General features: G+C 49.2%; 22 protein-coding genes and 1 riboswitch. Of the genes, 7 read left to right on the top strand and 15 right to left on the bottom strand.

Annotated elements, in window-relative coordinates; all coding sequences use genetic code 11:
• Positions 1-10: 10 nt before the first annotated feature.
• Both DHAF_RS25100 and DHAF_RS25095 read left to right on the top strand, forming a co-directional pair.
• Positions 11-181 (top strand): hypothetical protein, encoded by a 171-nt coding sequence (locus tag DHAF_RS25100; protein WP_242659972.1) that lies wholly within the window; start codon positions 11-13, stop codon positions 179-181.
• On the top strand, positions 175-2,499 hold the full coding sequence (locus tag DHAF_RS25095) for an ABC transporter permease (RefSeq protein ID WP_015943948.1): 2,325 nt from the start codon (positions 175-177) through the stop codon (positions 2,497-2,499). The genes DHAF_RS25100 and DHAF_RS25095 overlap by 7 nt, the downstream gene beginning before the upstream one ends.
• 15 nt (positions 2,500-2,514) lie before the next feature.
• Here DHAF_RS25095 and tsaA read toward each other — a convergent pair whose 3' ends face one another.
• From tsaA to DHAF_RS11095, 5 genes are all read right to left on the bottom strand, one after another.
• Positions 2,515-3,216 (bottom strand): tRNA (N6-threonylcarbamoyladenosine(37)-N6)-methyltransferase TrmO, encoded by a 702-nt coding sequence (gene tsaA, locus DHAF_RS11110; RefSeq protein ID WP_015943947.1) that lies wholly within the window; start codon positions 3,214-3,216, stop codon positions 2,515-2,517.
• An 87-nt stretch (positions 3,217-3,303) separates the two neighbouring features.
• Positions 3,304-3,543: a TipAS antibiotic-recognition domain-containing protein gene (locus DHAF_RS26430; RefSeq protein WP_242660002.1), complete on the bottom strand. Its 240-nt coding sequence runs from the start codon at positions 3,541-3,543 to the stop codon at positions 3,304-3,306.
• Positions 3,509-3,727, bottom strand: coding sequence for a MerR family transcriptional regulator (locus DHAF_RS26425; RefSeq protein WP_242659971.1), 219 nt, complete (start codon positions 3,725-3,727; stop codon positions 3,509-3,511). Before DHAF_RS26425 ends, DHAF_RS26430 begins: the two co-directional genes overlap by 35 nt.
• A 421-nt stretch (positions 3,728-4,148) precedes the next feature.
• A complete protein-coding gene (gene rbr / locus DHAF_RS25745; RefSeq protein WP_015943945.1) occupies positions 4,149-5,327 on the bottom strand; it encodes a rubrerythrin in 1,179 nt (392 codons plus the stop codon).
• Between the two features lie 7 nt (positions 5,328-5,334).
• Positions 5,335-6,000, bottom strand: a complete 666-nt coding sequence (locus DHAF_RS11095; RefSeq protein ID WP_015943944.1) for a rubredoxin — start codon at positions 5,998-6,000, stop codon at positions 5,335-5,337.
• A 266-nt stretch (positions 6,001-6,266) separates the two neighbouring features.
• On the opposite strand from DHAF_RS11095, the gene DHAF_RS11090 reads away from it, so the two are divergent.
• From DHAF_RS11090 to DHAF_RS11075, 5 genes are all read left to right on the top strand, one after another.
• Positions 6,267-6,908, top strand: a complete 642-nt coding sequence (locus tag DHAF_RS11090; RefSeq protein WP_015943943.1) for a Vat family streptogramin A O-acetyltransferase — start codon at positions 6,267-6,269, stop codon at positions 6,906-6,908.
• Between the two features lie 176 nt (positions 6,909-7,084).
• A complete protein-coding gene (locus DHAF_RS26760) occupies positions 7,085-7,168 on the top strand; it encodes a putative holin-like toxin (protein ID WP_420794935.1) in 84 nt (27 codons plus the stop codon).
• A 520-nt stretch (positions 7,169-7,688) separates the two neighbouring features.
• Complete coding sequence (locus DHAF_RS11085; protein WP_015943942.1) at positions 7,689-8,240, top strand: UBA domain-containing protein; 552 nt, start codon at positions 7,689-7,691, stop codon at positions 8,238-8,240.
• A 26-nt stretch (positions 8,241-8,266) separates the two neighbouring features.
• The gene (locus tag DHAF_RS11080; RefSeq protein WP_015943941.1) at positions 8,267-8,947 is read left to right on the top strand and encodes a response regulator transcription factor; all 681 of its coding nucleotides are present in this window, start codon (positions 8,267-8,269) and stop codon (positions 8,945-8,947) included.
• Entirely contained in the window at positions 8,937-10,421 is a 1,485-nt protein-coding gene (locus DHAF_RS11075; RefSeq protein ID WP_015943940.1) for a sensor histidine kinase, read from the top strand. Before DHAF_RS11080 ends, DHAF_RS11075 begins: the two co-directional genes overlap by 11 nt.
• A gap of 163 nt (positions 10,422-10,584) precedes the next feature.
• On the opposite strand, the gene modD is transcribed toward DHAF_RS11075, so the two are convergent.
• The 10 genes from modD to DHAF_RS11025 all read right to left on the bottom strand — a co-directional run bounded on the left by modD (position 10,585) and on the right by DHAF_RS11025 (position 21,626).
• Positions 10,585-11,442 (bottom strand): ModD protein, encoded by an 858-nt coding sequence (gene modD / locus DHAF_RS11070; RefSeq protein ID WP_015943939.1) that lies wholly within the window; start codon positions 11,440-11,442, stop codon positions 10,585-10,587.
• 25 nt (positions 11,443-11,467) lie between these two features.
• Positions 11,468-12,193 carry an ATP-binding cassette domain-containing protein gene (locus tag DHAF_RS11065; RefSeq protein WP_015943938.1) on the bottom strand — a complete coding sequence of 242 codons (726 nt, stop codon included), beginning with the start codon at positions 12,191-12,193 and terminating at the stop codon, positions 11,468-11,470.
• Complete coding sequence (locus DHAF_RS11060) at positions 12,184-13,008, bottom strand: ABC transporter permease (protein ID WP_015943937.1); 825 nt, start codon at positions 13,006-13,008, stop codon at positions 12,184-12,186. Before DHAF_RS11060 ends, DHAF_RS11065 begins: the two co-directional genes overlap by 10 nt.
• A 17-nt stretch (positions 13,009-13,025) precedes the next feature.
• Positions 13,026-13,823 carry a molybdate ABC transporter substrate-binding protein gene (modA, locus tag DHAF_RS11055; RefSeq protein ID WP_015943936.1) on the bottom strand — a complete coding sequence of 266 codons (798 nt, stop codon included), beginning with the start codon at positions 13,821-13,823 and terminating at the stop codon, positions 13,026-13,028.
• A gap of 151 nt (positions 13,824-13,974) precedes the next feature.
• Entirely contained in the window at positions 13,975-15,021 is a 1,047-nt protein-coding gene (locus DHAF_RS11050; RefSeq protein ID WP_015943935.1) for an ABC transporter substrate-binding protein, read from the bottom strand.
• Between the two features lie 25 nt (positions 15,022-15,046).
• The gene (locus DHAF_RS11045; protein WP_015943934.1) at positions 15,047-15,880 is read right to left on the bottom strand and encodes a DUF364 domain-containing protein; all 834 of its coding nucleotides are present in this window, start codon (positions 15,878-15,880) and stop codon (positions 15,047-15,049) included.
• Positions 15,881-15,928: 48 nt separating this feature from the next.
• Positions 15,929-16,708, bottom strand: a complete 780-nt coding sequence (locus tag DHAF_RS11040; RefSeq protein ID WP_015943933.1) for an ABC transporter ATP-binding protein — start codon at positions 16,706-16,708, stop codon at positions 15,929-15,931.
• A complete protein-coding gene (locus DHAF_RS11035) occupies positions 16,705-17,745 on the bottom strand; it encodes a FecCD family ABC transporter permease (RefSeq protein WP_015943932.1) in 1,041 nt (346 codons plus the stop codon). The genes DHAF_RS11040 and DHAF_RS11035 overlap by 4 nt, the downstream gene beginning before the upstream one ends.
• A gap of 6 nt (positions 17,746-17,751) precedes the next feature.
• Positions 17,752-18,474, bottom strand: a complete 723-nt coding sequence (locus tag DHAF_RS11030; protein WP_015943931.1) for a Crp/Fnr family transcriptional regulator — start codon at positions 18,472-18,474, stop codon at positions 17,752-17,754.
• Between the two features lie 132 nt (positions 18,475-18,606).
• A riboswitch (molybdenum cofactor riboswitch) is annotated at positions 18,607-18,738 on the bottom strand.
• Positions 18,739-18,977: 239 nt separating this feature from the next.
• Entirely contained in the window at positions 18,978-21,626 is a 2,649-nt protein-coding gene (locus DHAF_RS11025; RefSeq protein ID WP_015943930.1) for a translation factor GTPase family protein, read from the bottom strand.
• Positions 21,627-21,676 lie beyond the last annotated feature (50 nt).

Genomic DNA, 21,676 nt, shown 5'->3' with positions numbered 1-21,676 from the left:
GAAACATGTATTGAAAGTATTAGCGGATGTGAGCCGCAATATGGGTAAAACCGTAATCATCATTACCCACAATTCCCTGCTCGCACCCATCGCCGACCGACTGATTGAGATGAAGAACGGGGCGCTCATCAAGGAACACCTTGAAAAATCGCCCCTTGAGCTGGAGGGAATCCCATGGTAAGCATGCTGCAGAAGAAAGTTCTTCGGGATACAAAGGAGAATCGCTGGTCCTTTCTGGCTATCGTATGCATTTGTTCACTAGGAATTGCCCTGTTCAGCGGCATCAACATGTATGTGACTACGGTCGAAGCCGCGGTATCCGATGCCTATAAGCAGGCAAATCTTGCTGACTACTGGATTTATAAAGGGGAAATTTCTCCTTCCCATTTGGCTGACCTACGGTCTTTGGAGGAAGTTCAAGAGGTTCAGCGGCGGAAAGTAACCGACATCACTCTCCCCGGAACCCCAGGGGCGGTGCTTCATCTGCACGCACTGGATGAAACAGCCACCATCAATGTGCCGGAGCTTCTGGAAGGCAGCGGACTGGATGGGAGTGAAGCCAACGCCCTTTTGCTGGACAGCCGCTTTGCTGAGGCTCATGGACTGTCTGCCGGCGACAGAATTACGGCAGGAGAAGGGGAAAAACAGACAAAGTGGCTGATCCAAGGGATTGTCCGTGCCGGGGAATACATTTATTACGCGCCGGAAGGCTTAACCGTTCCCGACTACCAAAAATATGGCTTCGCCTACACCAATGCTTCCTCTTTGCCGGAGGTTCCTTTCAATGAAATCATCCTCACTGTTGCTGAAGGCTCAACTCTTGCACAGGCGGAAGTTTCGGCCCAAATACGGGAAAGGCTGGCCGGAGCCAATATCCTCAGCCGCCACCATCAGACAAGCTACCGGAAGGTTGCGGATGCTATGACCGGGATCAAACAAATCGGCCTGCTGTTTTCCCTGGCTTTTTTCCTGACAGGGGCCCTGGTGACTTGGATTACAGTATCCAGAATGCTGGAGAACCAACGCCAGCATTTGGGAACCCTTCGTTCTTTAGGCTACTCCAAAAAGGAAATTACAGGGAGGTATGCGCTTTTTGGGGTTTTGATCACCCTGCCCAGCATGATTTTAGGCTGGATGATGGCCCGCTATCTGATTGCGGAATTTTTGTACAGGATTGGCATGACCTATTACACCATCGAAGCTACCGGTGTCATCCCCTTTACGCCCCACTTCTTCCTGTCGGCCCTCTGTGTGGCGGCGGTTACCTGCGGCGGGGCCCTCCTCTCCTGCCGCAGATCATTGAAGCTGACACCGGCTGCTCTGATGAGACCCAAGCCACCGGCTCAAGGACACCGGATTTTTCTGGAGCGAATCACTCCTTATTGGCGCAGACTCAGCTTCAGCGGCAAAATCGTGACAAGGAATCTGTTCCGCAACAAAGGCCGGATGCTCATGGGGCTTGTCGGCATTATCGGCTCCACTTCCCTGATTTTGTGCGGCTTCAGACTGATGAATTCCATTAACGGGATGCTTGACAGGGCCTTTAAGGAAACGGTTCACTATGACGTGGAAATCAAACTCCGTACTCCAGCCACTGTCGAAGGGCTTGCTGATATTTATAATACATTGAGCAGCGGGCAGCATGTGGACGCCACCATGGCTCTCAGTGTCTATCTCTATGGGAAAGAGGGGGATGTACAAAGCCCTTATCTTGTGGTGATGGACGAAGGGCAAAAAAGCCTCAACTTCAAGGATACAAAAGGTAAGGAGATTCCTTTACCTGAGGAGGGAGCCTTGATTACTCTCAGAATGGCCAAGGCTCTGGCTGTGGACATAGGGGATACCCTCAGAGCGGAAAGCCTGGATGGAACGGTCATGGCCCTGAAGGTTGCTGATATTGTAGATTTCCCTGTGGGTAATGAAATCTACCTATCCAAAACCGCCTTTGCCAAGGTATCCGCTCTCCCCTTCCTGGTCAGAACCCTTCTCATACAGGGCCGGGATCTTGATTTAAGCAAGCTGAACAGCGATCCGAGAATTTCCCTGGTGGAAACAAAGGAAGAAATGCGCAGCAATATGCTGATTGTTTTGGAAAGCCTGCAAAGCTTTCAAATGATCTTGATTTTATTTGCGGGCTTGCTGGCCTTTGCCGTTATGATGGTCCTGGGCCGGATGAACTACTATGAGCGAATCCGCGAGCTTGCGACTCTGAAAGTCCTGGGGTTTTATGAAAATGAGATGAAAAGGCTGGTATTGCGCGAAACCATCTGGATTACCGTATTCGGCCTGCCTTTCGGCTACATCCTGGGCTCTTTGCTGCTGGGCGTCATTGTTGACCAGGCCACAACGCCGGACTTGGAAATTCTGCCCATGATTGATCTTTCCAGCATTGCTGTGGGGTTCGCTTTCATGCTGGGCTTTACCATGCTTGTAAATTTCATGATGGGGAGACAATTCAAAAAGGTCGATATGGTGGCATCCCTGAAAAGCGTGGAGTGAAGCTTGGCGTGATTTTTAAGGAACAGGATGAGTTCCGGTTTGTTTCACCTCACACACGGTCAGCACCTTATCCAGCACCGTAAACTTTATTTCGAATCCGGCGAATTCGAGGCCGTAAATCCGTTGGGGGTCCTTTTGATAGGAGGGCCTGGGATCATGGGCCAGTACCCTTACCAGGGCTTGGCGCCGCTGGGGCGGAATGCTGTTCAGCCATTGTTCAGGGAAATCCACCACCAATTCATGGTCGACGAGAGGCTCGATGAATCCCCCTGTCGCCTCCGGGTGACAGTCCGTATAAGGAAGGTAGGGCTTAATATCGAAGATGGGCGTCTGATCCAGGAGATCGGCTCCTGATACATGGAGAATCGGCCCCAGCTCCGGATCAAGTTCAATACTGTCCAGGCGGACGGAAGAGAGTCCCAGGGGGTTAGGCCGGAAGGGGGAGCGGGTGGCAAAGACACCCATGCGTTTGTTCCCCCCCAGCCGCGGCGGGCGCACCGTGGGCGACCAGGTGTCACGCAGGGCGGCGGAAAACTCCCAGATGAGCCAGATATGGGAAAACCCTTCCAAACCCCGCAGAGCGTCGGCATTGCGGTATTCCGGCTCGAAGACGACCGCTGCTTTCAGGTCATCAATCAGGCCGCTTTGCCGGGGAATTCCAAACTTGGTCGGAAAATCCGTGCGAATGCGGGCGATGATGTTTAGTTCTTTGGACATGATTCGTTTGCCCTCCAGTCTTTTTCAAGTAACTGCCCCTGCCATGGGGGTCAATTTTTTATAGAATTTAATCAGAGCATTCAGCATTTAACATTCATCATTCATCGCTTCAATAGCCTTACTCAAGTATCCATATAATTCATGAGTAAGACCATAATTCAAATGAGGATCATTATTCTCTGCGTGGAATTTATGGGCAGCATCAACAATGTCTTGATCGATATCAGAAAATGTCTTTAAAAAATCCTGCCAATAGGCAGCCAGCTCCTGGATATCATCACCATCAACAGGCTTATTTTCCTTCTTGCATGCCGCTAATCTGGCAATAAAATTTTGCCACCTGAAGATTAATTAAAACTAAGGGATCCGGATCTATTGAGGATGTCATCTTCCCTATTTCTTCTAAGCTGAAGCCGAAATTTTTCAAGGTGATGATCTGGTAAAGTCTTTTCACATCGTTTTCGTTGTAAAGACGATGACCGGAGGCCGTCATCTGACTGGGAATCAGCAACCCTATCTGGTGGTAATAGTGCAGGGTTCATACCGTAACTCCGCATAAATTGGCTAAATCACCTATCTTAATGAGGAATTCTTCCATCAGGCGCTCCTCCCTTTTCATTTTAGCAGAGATACAATATCTTTGGCAGCATACACATATTTTTTACCACAACCACTGCAGGCTGTCGCTTTCATCATAGCTTCTCCCCTTTCGTCGCCTCCCATTATATAACCTGACGTAAGGTAAGGTACAAGTTCCTTCCTTAAACTTCCATATATTGCATAAGCCGGGGTATGACAACTATAGCACAGCTTTCGTGCCGACAGTTGCTGACAGTTATAAAACAAGCATGGCAACGGCTGAGCAAAGGTGATCAAATAAGGAGCTGCCTTCAGCGACAGCTCCCATCTTTTAGTCTATAAGCATGAATCGTTTAATAGTTTTCTTTTCTTACTTCAAAATAACTCTGGGAATACTTACATACCGGGCAAACATCGGGGGCTTTCCTGCCCATGACAAGATGCCCGCAGATACGGCATTCCCACATGGCTTCTTCCCCTTTGGCAAAGACCTGCTGCATTTCCACGTTTTTCAGCAAGGCACGGTATCTTTCTTCATGGGCTTTCTCGATAGCACCCACTTTGCGGAATCTTGCCGCTAAATCCTTGAACCCTTCCGCTTCAGCATCCTTGGCAAAGCGGTCGTACATATCCGTCCATTCATAGTTTTCCCCTTCAGCCGCATGCAAAAGGTTTTCGGCGGTCCTGCCCAGATTGCCCAGCTCTTCATACCAGATGCGGGCATGTTCCTGCTCATTCCTTGCCGTATGCAAAAAGAGTTCGGCAATTTGATCGTATCCCTCTCTTTGGGCTATGGCGGCGAAATAAGTATATTTATTTCTGGCCTGGCTTTCTCCGGCAAAGGCGTCCAGAAGATTTTTCTCTGTTTTGGTGCCGGCGTAAGGATTGCCTGCACTCCCCTTCTCTTCTACCAGTTGAAATACGGAAGCGGGTTGTTTACAGATTGGACATTTAAAGTCCGCGGTTAATTCTCCTTCATGAAGGTAACCACAAATTGAACAACGATAGTGAGTCATTTTTTTCTCCTCCTGCCCTTTTGCCTGATTGGTTTTCAGTTTCGCTAATAATCTTGCCGCCGCTTCCCTGGGAAAATCCTCCCCTTGGGGGCTGTCCAGCAAGGATTGAAGAAAATCCTGAGCGTTGACGCTCTGAGGCAGCAGATACCCGGCTTCACGCAGAATATCTTCGGCCATGAGCCGGTTGGAGGCGCTTAAGGCTTCGGCAAACTGCCGCAAAATCGGGCTGCCTGATCGCTCCGCCACTTGGGCCGCGATCTTTTCCTGTTTGGTTTTACTTGCCGATAAAGATAACATGGCTCTTTTTACCGAAGGGGATTTTCCTTGCTGAGGAGGATATACCTCAGGCACAAAGGATATGGCGTGGGATGGGCAGGCGTCGACGCAGGCCCGGCATCCGTCCAGGCATTTGTCAGGGTCAATCTGACCTGTTTCTGTATCGGTTGCTCCTGTCGGGCAAACATAAAGACACAGGCAATCCTTGGTACAGAGATCAATATTTCTAATTGCAGGCATAGCTTGCTTACCCCCTTTTCACCTCAGTTATTTTTTTCCTGGGAACTTTGCACACCGGACAGATCGCAGGTGCTTCCTCACCTATGTAGACGAAACCACAAATTTCACAAACATAAACATGGGTGTTTGCCAATAAGGCCTCTCCTTGTTTCTCATAGCGATTGAGCAGGGAGTTCAGGATTCTGGTTACTTTTTCTCCCCAGACAAGTGCCCTGAGGGCCCCCCGGTCGGCAGCCCGGGCCGCAACACCATTGGCATGGGGATAGGCGGAATTCAAATCCTCTTCAATGAGTGCCAGAAGCTCCTTCAAGCTGCCTTCTTCTGCCCGGCTGTTCCTGCTGTTGTAGTACTCCGCTAATTGGTTAAACAGATCGACTTCTTCATTCCGATACTGCTTTTCACACCCTTTGGCCAGGTTTGAGCACAAAGCACTCAGTTCACCGAAGGATAACTCCCGCATATCCTCCCCATCATGCTCGTCACTTAACTCCTGGACAACGGTTGGAGCACCGCTTTGCTCCTGGAAGTCGGATTTCGTTGCACCACATAGGGGACATTCCCATTCTTCCTCAGGTACATCCGCCCACAGGGTGCCTGGAGCAATCCCTCTCTCAGGGTCCCCGGCGGCTTCATCATAGATATACCCGCATATAGAACATGCAAGCTTTCTCAAATTCTATACCCCCTTCAGCTATTTTATAATAATTATAAACTAGACAAAGCGATATTTCCAGTAATTTATTTATTTTTTTAAATTAATATCGTTTATATTTATTAAATGAAATTTTTTAAGTTTATCTCAACAAAGGACAATACTTTTGTATCCTTTCACTCTGAGCTGTTGATGTTCTGATGGTGTTGCAGTTCCATTTTTTGTGCAGAAATGGTACACTGATTTTTGAGAATCCGATATTACTTTTCTTATGCGAGGTGACAAGCATGCGTTATGGCCCTGATCCCAATGCCATCTATCCCAACGAAGCTATTAAAAGCCTTTGCTATATCAAAAATATCATTACCCGTCCCAATATCATGGTGGGGGATTATACCTATTATGATGATGATCAGGGGCCGGAAAAGTTCGAAGACCATGTGACACATCACTATGAGTTTTTGGGAGATAAGCTGATCATCGGCAAATTCTGTGCTATTGCCAAAGGAATAGAATTTGTCATGAACGGGGCAAACCACCGGATGTCTTCCGTCACTACCTATCCTTTTAACATCATGGGCAACGGCTGGGAGATCGCAATGCCTTCTTTGGCAGACTTGCCCTTTAAGGGGGAAACGGTAGTGGGCAATGATATCTGGATTGGACAGAATGTTACGGTCATGCCCGGCGTACATATCGGCGACGGCGCTGTTATCGCGGCCAACACCGTCGTGGTAAAAGATGTTCCCCCTTACCATATCGCCGGCGGGAATCCAGGCAAGCTCATCAAAAAGCGGTTCAACGACGATCTGATAAACTATCTGCTGGATTTGAAATGGTGGGATTGGCCGGCGAAGAAACTATTCCGCAATCTTGATGTTCTTTGCAGCTCTGATCTGGAAAGAATCAAGACGGTAAAAGATTTTTAACTTCTGCCCTCTGGTTTCAGCGCGTGCATAGTGCTGACAGAGAGTTACGGTGTTTTCATGGTTCTCATTTTGACATAAGAAAAAGCACTCCGATGGAGTGCTTGTATGCTATAATTATTCTGTAACAGAAAAGGCTTGCAGGGCGGTCGGCATTCCTCCGCAAAGGAGGTGATGCCGTGGAAGTGTATGAGGCTTTAATACTAATGATTTCTTTTGGAACATTAGTCGCTTTATTACTTACCTCCGATAAACGGAAATAGACCGCCACAACTGCAAAGGTTCGCGGTCTATCCGTTTGACCTTTAGCCGACCACACTTCAAGCGGCTGTTGCCAGGAGTCATGTTTGCCCATGACTCCTGTTTGATTCCAGTATACCACATTTTGAACGAGAATATCACTATTGATCGTTTTTGTAAAATACTTTTTATGTTTCCTGTTTACGATACTTTATTGGCTTTTTCATTATGTCTGATTTCGTGGCCTAATCATTTTCTGAGCGATCATCCTATCTTAATTATAGATTCCCTGGCGTTCAGAACGATAACGCGAGCCATTGACTTAATCTGAAATTTGTATATTATGGGTTTATTACGCGTATATTACGCACAGAAAATTAGACTTTTTACAAGCAATTAAACCCTTGAAAAGCCTGAAATATACTTTATTTTACTTTCACCGTTTTTTAATCCCATTTTAATTTTCAGCAAACGATCCTTAAAGTTTTTTGGGTTAGAATTCAAACATAGCCAGTTGAAATACCAAAAAACAAGGAGGAACCCATGATGACACTTTTAGAAAAAGTAGAAAAACTATGCTCAATGGGCAATATAACTTTTGAAGAGGCTAAAGCTGCTCTGGATGCCGCTAACGGTGATCTGCTGGACGCCATCATCTATCTGGAAAAGCAGGGCAAAATCCACGCCCCTGCCGGCGGTGGTTATTACAACAGTGAAAAAACCGTCGATGCCCATGTGGTCTCCTATCAGGCCAAGGATTGGAAACACCAGAATCATGGCAGCGACAAGGAGAATCCTTTCCTTTCTTTCTGCAAGGACGCCTGGAAGCTTTTCGTAAAACTTCTGCGCAAGGGCAACGCGAATTCCTTCGAAGTGCTCCACGGTGAGGAAGTGAAGGGCTCAGTTCCCATTACAGCTCTGGTCCTGCTTCTGATCTTCGCCTTTTGGGTGACCATTCCCCTGATGGTGATCGGGTTGTTCTTCGGCTTCCGTTATCGTTTTGTGGGAACTGATATTAAAGGCACCACCATCAATGATGCCATGGACAGCGCAGCCGATGCCGCTGAAAACCTCAAAAAGTCCATGGATAAATAATATTTTTGAAAAGGGTGGGACTTCCCTTGAGCCAAACTATCCTGATTATTGAGGATGAAGAAAAAATTGCCCGCTTTGTAGAGCTTGAGCTTGGTTATGAAGGGTATACTGTAACCAAGGCCTTTGATGGCCGAACAGGGCTTGAGCTGGCGGAAACCGGCCGGTTTGACTTAATCCTGCTTGATGTCATGCTGCCTAAATTAAACGGTACGGAGGTTCTGCGGAGAATCCGCCGGACCTCTGCCGTCCCCATCATCATGCTTACGGCCCGGGACAGTGTCATGGATAAGGTCTCCGGCCTGGACAGCGGGGCCAATGATTATATCACCAAACCCTTTGCCATCGAGGAACTTCTGGCCCGGATCCGCAACGCTCTGAGAAACACGGCCCCCCTATCCTCTACAGAGGTTCTCTCTGCTTCCGGTCTGGAACTCGATGCCGACCGCCGCACCGTGACCATGAGAGGCAAGCCCGTTGATTTAACCAAACGGGAATTCGACCTCTTGCACTTTCTCCTGAAAAACAAAGGAATCGTCCTCTCCCGGGAATCCCTTCTGGAAAATGTCTGGGGCTTTGATTTTGCAGGAGACACCAATGCTGTGGATGTCTACATACGCTTTCTCCGCGGAAAAATTGACGAAGTGTTCAATGTTAAATTTATTCACACCGTCAGAGGAGTAGGATATGTGATTAAAGATGACCAATAAATCCCCAACCCGTCCTCCTGGCCGCATTCGTAACAAAATGCGGTTTTCCATCGTCTGGAAACTGAATATCAAGCTCTTCTTCCGGTTGTTTTGGATATTTATAAATCTGAACATCTGTCTTATTCTTATATCCGCAGTCGGGCTGTTTGTCCATGCTGAACAGACCGCAGGAACAGTTGCTGAAAAGCTGACTCAGGCAGGACCGCCGCCCCCTCTGGAGGTGGACGATTGGCTTGAGCTTACCCCAATTCGTATTGAGCATAGTGCCGCAGAACCGGAGGGATTCCGCATTCCTTCCGGGATACAGGCTTACCTTCCCTCTTTGACCGCTCAGCAGATCAGGAGTATTGACCTGCCGCCCCGGGGAGAAGGTCTGGGGATTTGGGGACGAATTCAGCAGGTAAGCTATAATGTGGCCCTGCCCATGGACGACAGTTTTTACCTTCTCTCCTACCGCCCTGTGCAGACGATCAGGATCTTAGCGGCCATGTTCGGGATTATGCTCTTGATCGAAGGGATCACCTTGCTCAGAAGCATTGCTTCCGGTGCCAGGGTCATCCGCCGTACACTCCAGCCTATTGAGCAATTGGCCGAAACTGCCCGGAATTTAAGTCATGAAGGGATTTTCTCACCGGAACAGCTCAAGGATTTGGCGGGCAAACTGGATGATATCAATGCCACACATCTGGATACGCGCATTTCCGTGGACGAAACCCAGAGCGAGCTGCAAAGCCTGGCCGCTGCTATCAACGGTATGCTGGACCGTATTAACGAATCCTACCGCTCTCAGGCGCGTTTTGTCTCCGATGCCTCCCATGAACTCAGGACCCCGATCTCCGTGATTCAAGGCTATGCCAATCTGCTGGACCGCTGGGGTAAAAAGGATGAAAAAACGCTCCAGGAATCCATCGATGCCATCAAAAATGAGACTGCCCATATGAAGACCCTGGTGGAACAGCTCTTGTTTCTCGCCCGGGGGGACAACAATACTATGGCTCTGCAAATCGAGTCCTTTGAATTATCCGCTCTTGCCCAGGAGATTCTGCGGGAAACCCAAATGATCGATGGGGGGCACGAATACTCCACCATACTTACTCCCGTTTATATCAAGGGAGATAAAGGCCTGATTAAGCAAGCCACCCGGATCCTCATGGACAATGCTATGAAATATACCCCTGCCGGAAAGCAGATCACCCTCTCTGTTTCCAGCAAGGATAACTTGGCCCGCCTCACGGTTCAGGACGAAGGAATCGGCATTGAACCGGAAGCGGTTCCTTTGATTTTCGATCGGTTCTTCCGCACCGATGAGTCCCGCACCCGGGCCACCGGCGGCTCAGGGCTGGGCCTGGCCATTGCCAAGTGGATTACGGAACGGCACGGCGGGCACCTGGAAGTTCTCAGCCGGCTGGAAGTCGGCACCCGGATCTCCATCGTTCTGCCCATGGTCCCGGAAGGGGAAGTTCACAAAGGGTAAATATGAAGCGGCCTTATTCCACTTTTATCGTGAAATATAGGCCGCTTCTTTAAGCAAAAGAAGCCGCTCACCACTGTGATAACGACTTCTTTATACCTTTAAAAATTCTTTTTTCGGCCTCACATTATACTGCCGATGCATTACTTTTTAAAGGCTTAATGGTTTATAAATGTATCTGTATCGGCTCTATTTTCACCCCGATATCCAGGGGCTTGGCACTGAAGAGACTGGTTGTGACGATGCCGTCCACCCCGGTTTCCGCATAGTCCCTGACATTGGCTTCATTGATGCCGCCGGCAGCCAAAGCAACCACGTGGGGAAATTCCGCTCGCAAATACTTCACCGCATTTTTAAGCTCTTCGCTCTTTAGTTTATCGAACTGGATCCCGTCCACACCGGCCTGGCAAAGGCTGACTGTTTGTTCCAGTGACCCGGCCTCCACGATGATCTTCTTTTCGCAGCATTCTCCTTTGATCTCCGGCAGCTTTTTCAGCAAAGCTTCAAACCCACCGATCATATTCATATGCTGCTTGAAAATCAGGATCGTTTCGGAAATACCCAGTCTGTGGGGCAGAGCGCCGCCAACCATGATGGACTTGGTGGTCAGGGCTTTGGTACCGGGAAATCCTTTGCGGGTGGTCAGAACAGCTACCTTGGGGTTAATGCTTTTCGCATCATCCACCATTCTTCGTGTCTTGGTGGCGATTCCTGAGCAATGATCCAAAATGTTTTGCCCCACCTTCCAGGCCATATTCAGATCCTCGGCTCTTCCTTTCCCGGAGATCAACACTTCCCCTTGTTTGACCTGCTGACCGGAGGGGATGAAGCGGTCCGTCTCGATATGCAAATGATCGAAAATCTGCCTGACTTCCTCAGTTCCGCACACCACGGCCTCTTCCCTGGTAAAATACGCGATGCTCCCCTGCTGTTCCCTGATTCCCAAGGTCCAGCTGGTCAGGTCAATATAAGGAACATCTTCCTTGAGCCAACGGTCTATTTCATCACGAGTTAAGTACAGCATAGTGAAACCTCCTCATAATAATGATTTATTCTCTGTTCAGCCCCAAAAACCGATTGACTTCCTCATCGCTGTCCTGGACAAAGAGTTCCGTGCTCCGGCGGATACGTTTCAATTCCCCTTTGATCATGATTCCGATCCGGTCCGCCATGCTCTGGGCTTCCTTAAAGTCATGGGTTACAAAGAGAATGGTACAGCCAAAAAGCCGGTGGATTTCTTTCACCTGCCGGTACATGGTTTCCTTGGTAGCCGGGTCCAGGGAAGAAAAGGGCTCATCCAGCAAGAGAATCCTGGGGTTCAGGATAAGGGCCCTGGCGATAGCCGTCCTTTGCCGTTCCCCGCCGCTTAGGGTTCCGGGGTACTGTTTCAGAATCGAGCTGATGGCGAGAATTTCCGCCATCCGATTTACCTCATCCTTGATGGTCTGTTTTTCCTTCTTTTGCATTCTCAACCCATACCCGATATTATCGGCTACCGTCATGTGGGGAAATAAGCCAAAATCCTGGTACACGAAACCAATGCCCCTTTTCTCCAGCGGCACTTCGGCGATATCCTGACCCTGAATATATATCTGTCCGGAGCGGCCCCGATAAAAACCTGCTATGGATTCCAGAAGCACGGTTTTTCCTGAGCCGGTTTTCCCTAAGACTCCGAAAATTTCCCTTTCGTGGATCATCAAATTGATGGGCTGCAATTTAAATTTTCCTAATTCAAGGGAGTAGTCCCTGATTTCAACAAGTGGGTTCACTGCCAATACACGTCCTTCATCCGGCTTGCCTGAAGGTTTTTCCTCTCCAAGCGGCTTGTTGCAAAAAGCGATACAAAAGAAATGAGCAGGATGATGATGGCGGAAGCCATCGCCGCTCCGATATCCCCTGTGGCCATATTCAGATAGATGCTGGCCGGCAGGGTTTCCGTCTTCATTCTGGTCGCGCCGACCACCATTAAGGTGGCACCGAATTCGCCAAGGCCCCTGGACCAGACCAGAATCATGGCGGAGATCACCGCATTGCGGGCCAGCGGCAAGGTAATCGTCACAAATCTTTGCCATCGGGAAGCACCCAGCATTCCGGCAATGATCTCCAGCCGTTCATCCAGTTCTGCAAAGGCTGTCTTGAGCAAACGGATCATATAGGGCAGATTGACGATGATCTGTGCCATAATGATCCCGTTCTTATCAAATACCACCCTGAAACCCATATCTCTCAGTGCTTTGCCGAATTCCGAGGAAAAGATGAGCAGCAGACACAAGCCCAGAACCAAATAGGGCATGGATAAAGGCAGCTCAATAATAATCTGGGCTATTTTCTTAAAGGGAAAGGAGCCCCTCGTCAGTGAGTACGCGGTGGGCACAGCAAGCACAAAGCAAACAAAAGTCGAGATGCTGGCTGTATACAGGCTTAATTTCACTGCAAACCTCACTTCTTCTGAGAAAAAGGCTTCCCCAAGGTATGGGAAGCCTTTAATAAGGATAGACAAGATTGCCGCAGAAATAAAGGCAACAACACTCAGTGTCACAGCAGCAGTCAAAACATCGAACAGACTATACAGGGAAAGCTTCTTTTTCATGGCAACCTCTTAAATCCTTAGTTTACCACTTCATATCCGTATTTTTCCCAGATGCTTTTGGCTTGATCAGTATCAAGGAATTTCAGCAGGGCTGCGGTGGTCTCCGTATTCTTGCTGAAGCTCAACGTGGCTGCCGGAATTTTTTTGATCTGGGTGTCCAAATCCGTGGTATTGACGATCTCGATCCCTGACCCGCTGACATTTTCTTTCCAGACGATAATAGCATCGCATTGATCAACAGATAGGGCTGTGATCATTTCCGGTGCGGTAGCCGTTCTGGCAATGACATTGACCTCTGCCAGCACGCCTAAATCGGTGAGGGCTTTATTGGCAATTTTGCCTATGGGCGTAGCCTCCGCATCCCCCAGGACAACTTCCACATCTTCTTTCGTCAGATCTTTCAGTCCGGTGATCTTCAGGGGATTGCCGCTTTTGACGGCCAGGACGGGAATATGTTTGACAAGCTCTTTGCTGGCGGCCACAACATCTTTGACAGGATTAAGCTCTTCCACAGAACCGGCTATAAAGAGATCCCCCTCCTGAGTGGTCTTGATTTGGGTCTGGATTTGGGCCGCATTGGCGTAGGCCACTTCAACTTCAACCCCGCTCTCTGCTTTGAAGGCTTCGGCAATTTCACCAAAAGGCTTGGTCATTCCCGCCCCACAGTATACGAAAAGGGGTTTCCCGCTCAAGGATTCCGCTGGGCCTGCCTGACCCCCGGGAACCTCTGCCGGCTTGCTGCTGCAAGCTGTCAGAAAAATCAAGGCCAGGCACAAAACGCTGACGATTGCCAAGTATTTATGTTTTTTTAACATTTCTTCTCACCTCTTCTTATCTTTTAAATTAACATAACATAACCAAACATAAAAATAAATACTTAAATATTATTTATATTTTTATTGAGTTACATCCGGTTTATTGGCTTTTTGCCGATCACAGCGAAGCCCTGCACCAGAACTGCTTCCCTTACTTTTTCTTATGCACAAAAAAGGATGCATACTCTTCGTCGCTTACATCGTAATTATAAAACTCTGAGAAGAAATACTTGGTTTCCTCTTTCAGATCGATGTCCTTGGTATATTCCGGATAGAGGGTCTGGGCCAGCCACATAAACCCTAGGGGAGCTTCAGGAGAGGGACGGTCCCACCAGAAAGCGGCAATCGGACACTCATAGACGGCTTTGTTCTTGATGGCTGTTAAGTTCTGAATCCGGTTGTCCTGAAGGAATCCCGCCGTTCCGTTTCCTCCCTGGGTGATGATGACATCAGGATCAGCGGCCAAAACCACTTCCACATTGACGTCACCGGTGGTTCCTTTGCTGATGGCACTGACGCCACCGGCTTCTTCGATGAAGGTCCAGGCCCAGTCACTGGTATTGGCTTTGGTTATATCAGCCCCGGTATAATAGACAACCTTGCGCTCACTCTCCGGTACCTTGGCCAGCATTGTGTCCAGCGCAGCCAGTTTTTCGTCCCAGTAAGCCACCAGCTTTTTGGCCTGCTCTTCGTTGCCCATGATTGCCCCGATATTGAGAAATTCCTGCTTCAGAGTATCGATGGCTGCCCAGCCAATCCACATGGTATAGGTGGGAAATCCGGCTTCTTCAATCTTTTTGTTCCCCTCCGGAGAGCTGACTCCTACAAAGACCATATCCGGATCAGCCTTGATGATCTCTTCAATATTGACTTCATTGAAGGAGCCCGGGTCGATCACTGTTTCATATTGAGGGAACATCTTTTTCAGCTGAGGAAAACTCTTCATGGTGGGTTGGGCGACAATAGCGTCGGCAAAGCCGAGGACTGTCATTTCATGGGTGGCGCCTCCGTAACAGGTAATAGCTATCTTCTCCACCTTATCCGGGATCTTGACTTCTCTCCCTTTGGCATCGGTTGCGGTTCTTTCAGCTGCGGCGGGGGCTGGATTCCGGGCAGAATCCCCTGCCGGGCTGCATCCGGCTAAGGTGCTGACCATCAATAAGACGGTCACCAGCAAAACGGCAAAATATTTCCTCACACTCCACACTCCTTGTCTACTTGTTCTAAAACATCCTGATGGTGTACTTATAGGTACCGGACTCCCCCTCTCCTGCATACGGATTGCTCAACACCTGATAGAATCTGTCCCCATCCGTGATGCCGGAGGTTGTAATATAATTAATGCCACCTCCTTGCAAAAATTCCGGAATCAGCTGGGCACTGGGACCAAACATGCCGATCACCCGTGCTTTCCGGGCATAACGAATCAAATCCCTGTAAGTGCCGTTCACCAAGGTGGAGCCGCTTATCAGCACGATATCCGCATCCGCCAGCAAGGTTTGATTTTCCGCCGCCCCGTGAAAGCGGATTCCCGGCGGCCCATAGTCAATCGTCCTGCCAATGGACACGGTCCGCAGGCTGCTTAAGAAACGCATATCACAGATATCTATGACCGGGCAGCGGGCCAGGGTTTCTTTGATCAGTGCGCCATAGCCTACCAAAACCACCCGATCCTCAGCATTAATAAATTCCAAATTGTCGAATTCCACAGGTTGGAACCCCCGCTTTTTTAACTGTTCCGCCTGATTAAGGGGATAGGAAAGGGTATTCAGTACGGCCAGGCAGGCAGCCCGCATTTGAATATCTGTTTTCGCCAGAAGCTCTTCCGCTAAGGCCAACAAGCTTTTGCCCACGAAGCGCTGGAGAGGCAGCAAAACATCCGGATCGCGCAATGGGTAGACCGCATGCTCGCCGTCAAAATGAAAGGCCCTTCCGATTTGCCCATTATCCCCCATAGCTACCGTCCATTTAGGGAAGTAGCCCAGTTGGGTTAATCTGCCCGGCTTTAATCCCTCCTGCCTGTATAAGTCCAGAATTTGCAAGTATGCTTTCTCCATAATGAACTCCCTTCAAGCTGATCGATTCTCCTCCAGAAGTTTCTCAGTTTATAAGCGGGCCAGACAAGCATTGCGGGAAATCTGTTCAACATAGGGAATCTTGACCTCGGTTTGATACAATTCGGTCAAGGTCTCTTCATTGATTATTTCCTGGGCTTTGCCCACTGAAAAACGCCCGTTTTTCTCCAAGATTCCCACCAGCCCTTCCAGCATCATGGCCTGGTCGGGGTTATGGGTGGTCATGATGATGGCATAGCCCCGTTCCGCCAATTCCTTAATCATCCGGACAGTTCTTAATTGGTTGCCAAAGTCCAGGGCTGAAGTGGGTTCGTCCAGCATAATGATTTGGGGCTCCTGCACAATCACCCGGGCAATGGTGGCCTGCTGCCGCTCCCCTCCGCTCACATCGGTGTATGGCCGCTGAGCCAGATGGGAAATCCCCATGGCCGCAATGGCCGCATCCGCTTTGGCGAAGTCTTCCCGGCCCGGCATGCGGAAGGTGCTGATATAAGGAGCACGGCCCATCACCACAAAATCCCGTATGGAATAACCATAGGCCGGGTTATGGATCTGGGGAACATAGCCAATATAGCGGGCTATGGCTTTGCGGTTCATTTTCGGCAAAGGTATCCCTTCGATGCGGATACTGCCCCGATTCAAGGTATTAAACCCGGCGATACAGTTCAGCAGCGTCGATTTGCCGGCACCGTTAGGCCCGATAATGGACAGTATCTGCCCCGGGGAGATCGTAAAGTTAACATCTTTGAACACAGTCTTGCCGCCAGGGTAAGCGAAGGCTGCCTGATTGACTTCCAATAAGCTGTTCATTTTATTTTCATCCTCTGCTTAAATAATAGCCAACCGTAGAGAGGTGCACCGATGAATCCGGTGAGAATGCTCAGGGGGATTTCACCGCTGGTCACAGTGCGGGCAACCGTATCGACCACCAGCATAAATGAGGCTCCCACGAAGATGGATAAGGGAATGACCCGGGTATTATCCGGCCCAACCAGCATACGGCAGAGATGGGGAACAACCAGGCCAATCCAGCCTACAGTACCGCTGATGCATACCGCACAAGCCGTAGTGATGGTGGAACAGACAATGGCCAGGCCGCGGATCACCCTGATATTAATCCCTAAGGAACCGGCCTCTTCATCTCCTAGAGAGAGAATATTGATGCGCCACCGTACGGCTATCAATAAGGCCATGCTGATCAGCATCGCCGGCACAATCATCATGACGTCACCCATGGAGGTGGTGGCCAAGCTGCCCATTTGCCAGAAAACGATCTCCGGCAGCTGGGTTTCCGGGTCTGCCACATATTTCAGCAATCCTAGAGCGGAGCTCATAAAGCCGGCGACAATAATTCCCGCCAGCACAAGAATTAAGTTGGAGCTGTTTCTCAGCAACTTGGGAATGGTTGTGGTAATGGCCACGGCCAGCAGCCCGCCCAGGAGGGCACAGATCTGAATTCCCCCTGCATCCAGGCCGTTTAAGATGGCCAAGGCCGCTCCCACACAAGCGCCGGAGGACACCCCCAAAAGATCGGGAGAGACCAGGGGATTTTTGAATATTCCCTGATAGGTTGTCCCGGAAATGGAAAGACCGGCTCCTACTAATAAAGCGGCGAAAACCCGCGGCAACCGCACCTGAAAGACCACATCCGCCATGGCGTCGGTCCAGGTCTGCTGCAAATCCCCAAAGGCGGAAAGCAGTATTTTCACCACATCAATTATGGACAATTCATATCGGCCCAGGCAAAGAGCGGTCAGGCTTAAGGCAACGGTCAAAACACCGGTCCCCAGAATGGCACCCAGCTGCCAAGGCTGATTATTGGTTCCCTTCAATTCGATGATCAGCACCCCACATCAAATAGCTTTCAAAAAAGTAGTCATCTTATCCTGTGCCGGTGATTCCCTTTTGACTTCGCAAGACAGCATCTCAAAATAGTTCCGGTCAAAGCGCAGCAGACCGTCATCCCGCATCTTGCCCAGCTCTTTGGACATGGCACTGCGGTTTAAACAAAGAAAATCCGCCAATTCCTGTCTGGAAAAACGGATAGTGAAGCTGTTTTCTCCCTTTTCCTGAACACAGTAAGAGAAAAAAGCCAGCAATTTTCCCCTGATACTCCGTTGTGATAAGCATTTGAGTTTGCGGCTCTGAGTGACCGCCTCCGCCGCAATAATTTTCAGGAGATTTTCCAGCATCTTGCCGCGAATACTGCAGCTTTTATTGCAGTTCGTATAGATCGTTCCGCAATTCAGCAATAGAATCTCCGACGGCTCCGCGGCGATAAAGGAGGTGAGATAACTGGGCCTTTGGGCACAGACACAGCTGCCGGCCATGGTATCCCCCTGGTGCAGTTCCGCCAGAATGCTCCTGTTCCCGAAAGCATCATCATCCTCGATATACACCCTTCCCTGCAGAATAACGCCCATGGAAACAGCGGGTTGACCCGCCTCAAAAACTTTTTCACCCTTTTTGTACCTCTGCACCCTGGTCAGCAGGCATTTGCCAATCTCCTGGAGCTCATCATCGGAAAAATGACTCAGAAATTCCACCGAACGCATTGCGGAAAGACAGTCTGCCATCCTTTTTCCCCCTTCTTCTCCTCTAAGGCCTCTACGGAACCCTTGGTTACCAAAAGCAAAAACAATAGCAAAAGCGCACTTTCGCTCACAATCGAAAATGCGCCTAAAATCCCATCATTCTGGGTCTTTGCACCTTTCTTTCCTGAGGCATCCCAGACAGGATACCCCTTTGCGGGAGGCCGGTACATTTCTATGCCGACCCTGTGAGCCTTTGCTCAGATCGCCCCCGCATAGCATGGCTTTAGCGGGAAACGATTCGAAAGATTTCACTATTCTGTTGGGTCTCTATTCAATGGATTATGACACAACCGCTCATAACATAAATAATTATAACAGGAATGGTTATAAAGCTAACAAACTCAACACAATATTCTCTGATATAAGCAAGTATAACACAACTCCCGGTCCATGTCGGTTGCATTTCCAACAGATTTCCAGCAAATACCCCTGCATCCCTAAATATATTGCAAAATAAATTTAGCGATGCGCAGGGGCATTGAGAGCTAATCCTTCTCTCTTTTAAGGAACTCTTTCATCTGCTGTTCGCTTTCGGCAGATAAGGCATCCTTCAGATAATGCCGGGTCGGCGTTTGTTGTGCCTGATAAGCCTCGATGACCTGTTTATTGGCCATTATGACTTCTTCCTTCAAATCTCGGGCGGATAATAAGGCGCACCCTGCCCCTCTGATAATGATCTGCTGCAGGCCATCGGAGGTAGCCACGGTGATCTTATACTTTTTCTGATGATCATAAGCAAACCTTTCAATATATTGATCCGCGGTTTGCGCTTCTTTGGTATAGACCATCAGGATATTATGATAATCGATGGCTTCCTCGGGATGCCCCTGAACACGATAAGCATCGAAGACGACGATAATCCGGCACTTGCGAATCCCCTGATAATTGCTTAGGATATCAAGCAGCCTTATCCTGGCTCCATCCATATTATCCTGGGCAAGCTCTTTCAGTTCCGGCCAGTCAAAGATAATATTATAGCCGTCCACAAGAAGATATTCTTCCTGGCTTTCTTTAGGTTTGTTTAAATCGGCAGGTGGTCTATAATAGCTTTCCACAGCTTTTTTCCGTTTCTGCCAAAGGGATTTTTTGCCTTGGTTGGCATAATAGGTCTGGTTGAGGATCCTGTCGATCTCCTCCGGGTCGATCCACCTTTCCTCGGCATAGGGTATCTGCAGATGAGACTCTGCATCTATGAATTCACTCTCTTTGGCGAAATAGCTTTCCACATGCATATATTCCTTGACTTGATACCAGGGGACCAAATAGCCGGAACCCTGGGCACAAAATACGGAATCGGCAGGATTATCCACATCCCTTTCCGGGTCGTACCCGGCCATAGCTATGACCTCATCCGGATTATGGCAGGGTTCATAACCCTTCAGGCTGCAAAAAAGCCTGCCCAGACCTTTGCTGTAAGCCATGACCTCCTGCTGATAGTTTCTCATTGTCGCCACGGGGGCACTGCCGGTAAGAGTTGCCCGCTCCCCTTCTATCCGGGCAAGCTGGCAGGTTCCATGCATTTTTTCCACATCGTTCATGGCCCGTCCCACCATTTTTTCCGGCAATTCCAGCTGAAAAGCATAATAAGGCTCCAACAGGATGGACTCCGCTTCCATTAACCCCTGACGCACCGCGCGGTAGGTGGCCTCTCTGAAGTCGCCGCCGTCTGTATGCTTGGTATGGGCCCGGCCTGACACTAAAGTGATTTTTAGATCGGTAATCGGTGACCCTGTGAGAACACCCTTATGAACTTTTTCTTCCAGATGAGATAAAACGAGTCTTTGCCAGCTTTTGCTTAAGCTATCCTCACTGCATTGCGCTCCGAACTGAAGGCCGCTTCCCCGCTCACCCGGCTCCATTAATAGGTGGACCTCCGCATAATGCCGCAAGGGTTCAAAATGCCCTACTCCTTCCACAGCATTGCCAATGGTTTCTTTATAAACAATCCTCCCTGATCCGAAGGACACCTCCAGGCCAAACCGGCTCCGGATCAGGCTTTGCAGGATTTCCAGCTGGACCTCACCCATCATCTGCACCTGGATCTCCCTGAGCTCTTCGTCCCAGACCACCTGCAGGCCCGGATCCTCTTCCTCCAGCTGGCGCAGCTTAGGCATCATCACCCGGGGATCACAGCCTTCCGGAAGGATCATCTGATAAGCCAATACGGGTTCCAATAAAGGGGAGTGGGCGGCGGTCTCTGTGCCTAAGCCTTCTCCCGGTTTGGTTAGCGTAAGCCCTGTTACCGCACAGACCGAACCGGCTTCCACTTCATTGACTGCCTCGAATTTCTTCCCGGAATAGATGCGAATCTGGTTAACCTTTTCTTCCCATACACCATTGCTTAAACTCTCCCTTACCTTGAGCCTTCCGCCGGTGATCTTCAGATAGGTAAGGCGATTGCCCTGTTCGTCCCTGCCTATTTTGAATACTTTAGCCCCAAAGCTTTCCGGATAGGCCGGCAGATGAGCATAGTCCACAATACCCTGAAGCAATTCCTCTACACCCTCCAGCTTTAAAGCGGAACCGAAAAAGCAGGGGTACACTTTACGCTTCCTAATCCCTTCCCTGATCAGGGGAAGCTCAATATGTCCCGTATCCACATAGGCGTCCAGCAGCATTTCATCACACATGGCCAATTGATCATAAAAATCAGTGGATTCAGGTTGTCCAAAGTCAATGCAGCCGTCGCTGAGTTGGCTTTTTAATTCATTGATCAGCTTTTCTCTGTCTGTGCCCACCTGATCCATTTTATTGATGAATAAAAAGACCGGTGTCTGATAAATATCCAGCAAGTGCCATAAGGTTCTGGTATGACCCTGTACCCCATCGGCCCCGTTGATCACCAAAACGGCATAATCCAGCACCTGGAGGGTTCTTTCCATCTCCAGGGAAAAATCCACATGACCGGGGGTATCCAATAAAGTGATTTGAGTATGAGCCACTTCCAGTAGGGCCTGTTTGGAAAAGATGGTAATCCCTCGGGCCCGTTCCAGTTCGAAGGTATCCAGATGAGCGTCTTTATTATCCACTCGGCCCATTTTGCGAATGGCACCGCTCAAGTAAAGCATACTTTCCGATAGGGTTGTCTTGCCCGCGTCCACATGGGCACATAGGCCAATGACCAATTTTTTCATCTATATTTATACCCTTCGCTGTCCATAGTGTTATCTATATAATAACAGCA

It is taken from the genome of Desulfitobacterium hafniense DCB-2 (assembly GCF_000021925.1).
Classification (GTDB): Bacteria; Bacillota; Desulfitobacteriia; order Desulfitobacteriales; family Desulfitobacteriaceae; genus Desulfitobacterium; species Desulfitobacterium hafniense.
The sequence above is the reverse complement of the archived record's forward strand: the minus strand, read 5'-3'. Positions and strand labels throughout refer to the sequence as shown.

Bases quoted from the DNA above. Each gene is read 5' to 3' on its own strand.
- DHAF_RS25095 (WP_015943948.1), top strand. From the start codon at position 175: ATGGTAAGCATGCTGCAGAAGAAAGTTCTTCGGGATACAAAGGAGAAT.
- tsaA (WP_015943947.1), bottom strand. From the start codon at position 3,216: ATGTCCAAAGAACTAAACATCATCGCCCGCATTCGCACGGATTTTCCG.
- rbr (WP_015943945.1), bottom strand. From the start codon at position 5,327: ATGCCTGCAATTAGAAATATTGATCTCTGTACCAAGGATTGCCTGTGT.
- DHAF_RS11090 (WP_015943943.1), top strand. From the start codon at position 6,267: ATGCGTTATGGCCCTGATCCCAATGCCATCTATCCCAACGAAGCTATT.
- DHAF_RS11085 (WP_015943942.1), top strand. From the start codon at position 7,689: ATGATGACACTTTTAGAAAAAGTAGAAAAACTATGCTCAATGGGCAAT.
- DHAF_RS11075 (WP_015943940.1), top strand. From the start codon at position 8,937: ATGACCAATAAATCCCCAACCCGTCCTCCTGGCCGCATTCGTAACAAA.
- modD (WP_015943939.1), bottom strand. From the start codon at position 11,442: ATGCTGTACTTAACTCGTGATGAAATAGACCGTTGGCTCAAGGAAGAT.
- DHAF_RS11060 (WP_015943937.1), bottom strand. From the start codon at position 13,008: ATGAAAAAGAAGCTTTCCCTGTATAGTCTGTTCGATGTTTTGACTGCT.
- modA (WP_015943936.1), bottom strand. From the start codon at position 13,823: ATGTTAAAAAAACATAAATACTTGGCAATCGTCAGCGTTTTGTGCCTG.
- DHAF_RS11045 (WP_015943934.1), bottom strand. From the start codon at position 15,880: ATGGAGAAAGCATACTTGCAAATTCTGGACTTATACAGGCAGGAGGGA.
- DHAF_RS11040 (WP_015943933.1), bottom strand. From the start codon at position 16,708: ATGAACAGCTTATTGGAAGTCAATCAGGCAGCCTTCGCTTACCCTGGC.
- DHAF_RS11030 (WP_015943931.1), bottom strand. From the start codon at position 18,474: ATGGCAGACTGTCTTTCCGCAATGCGTTCGGTGGAATTTCTGAGTCAT.
- DHAF_RS11025 (WP_015943930.1), bottom strand. From the start codon at position 21,626: ATGAAAAAATTGGTCATTGGCCTATGTGCCCATGTGGACGCGGGCAAG.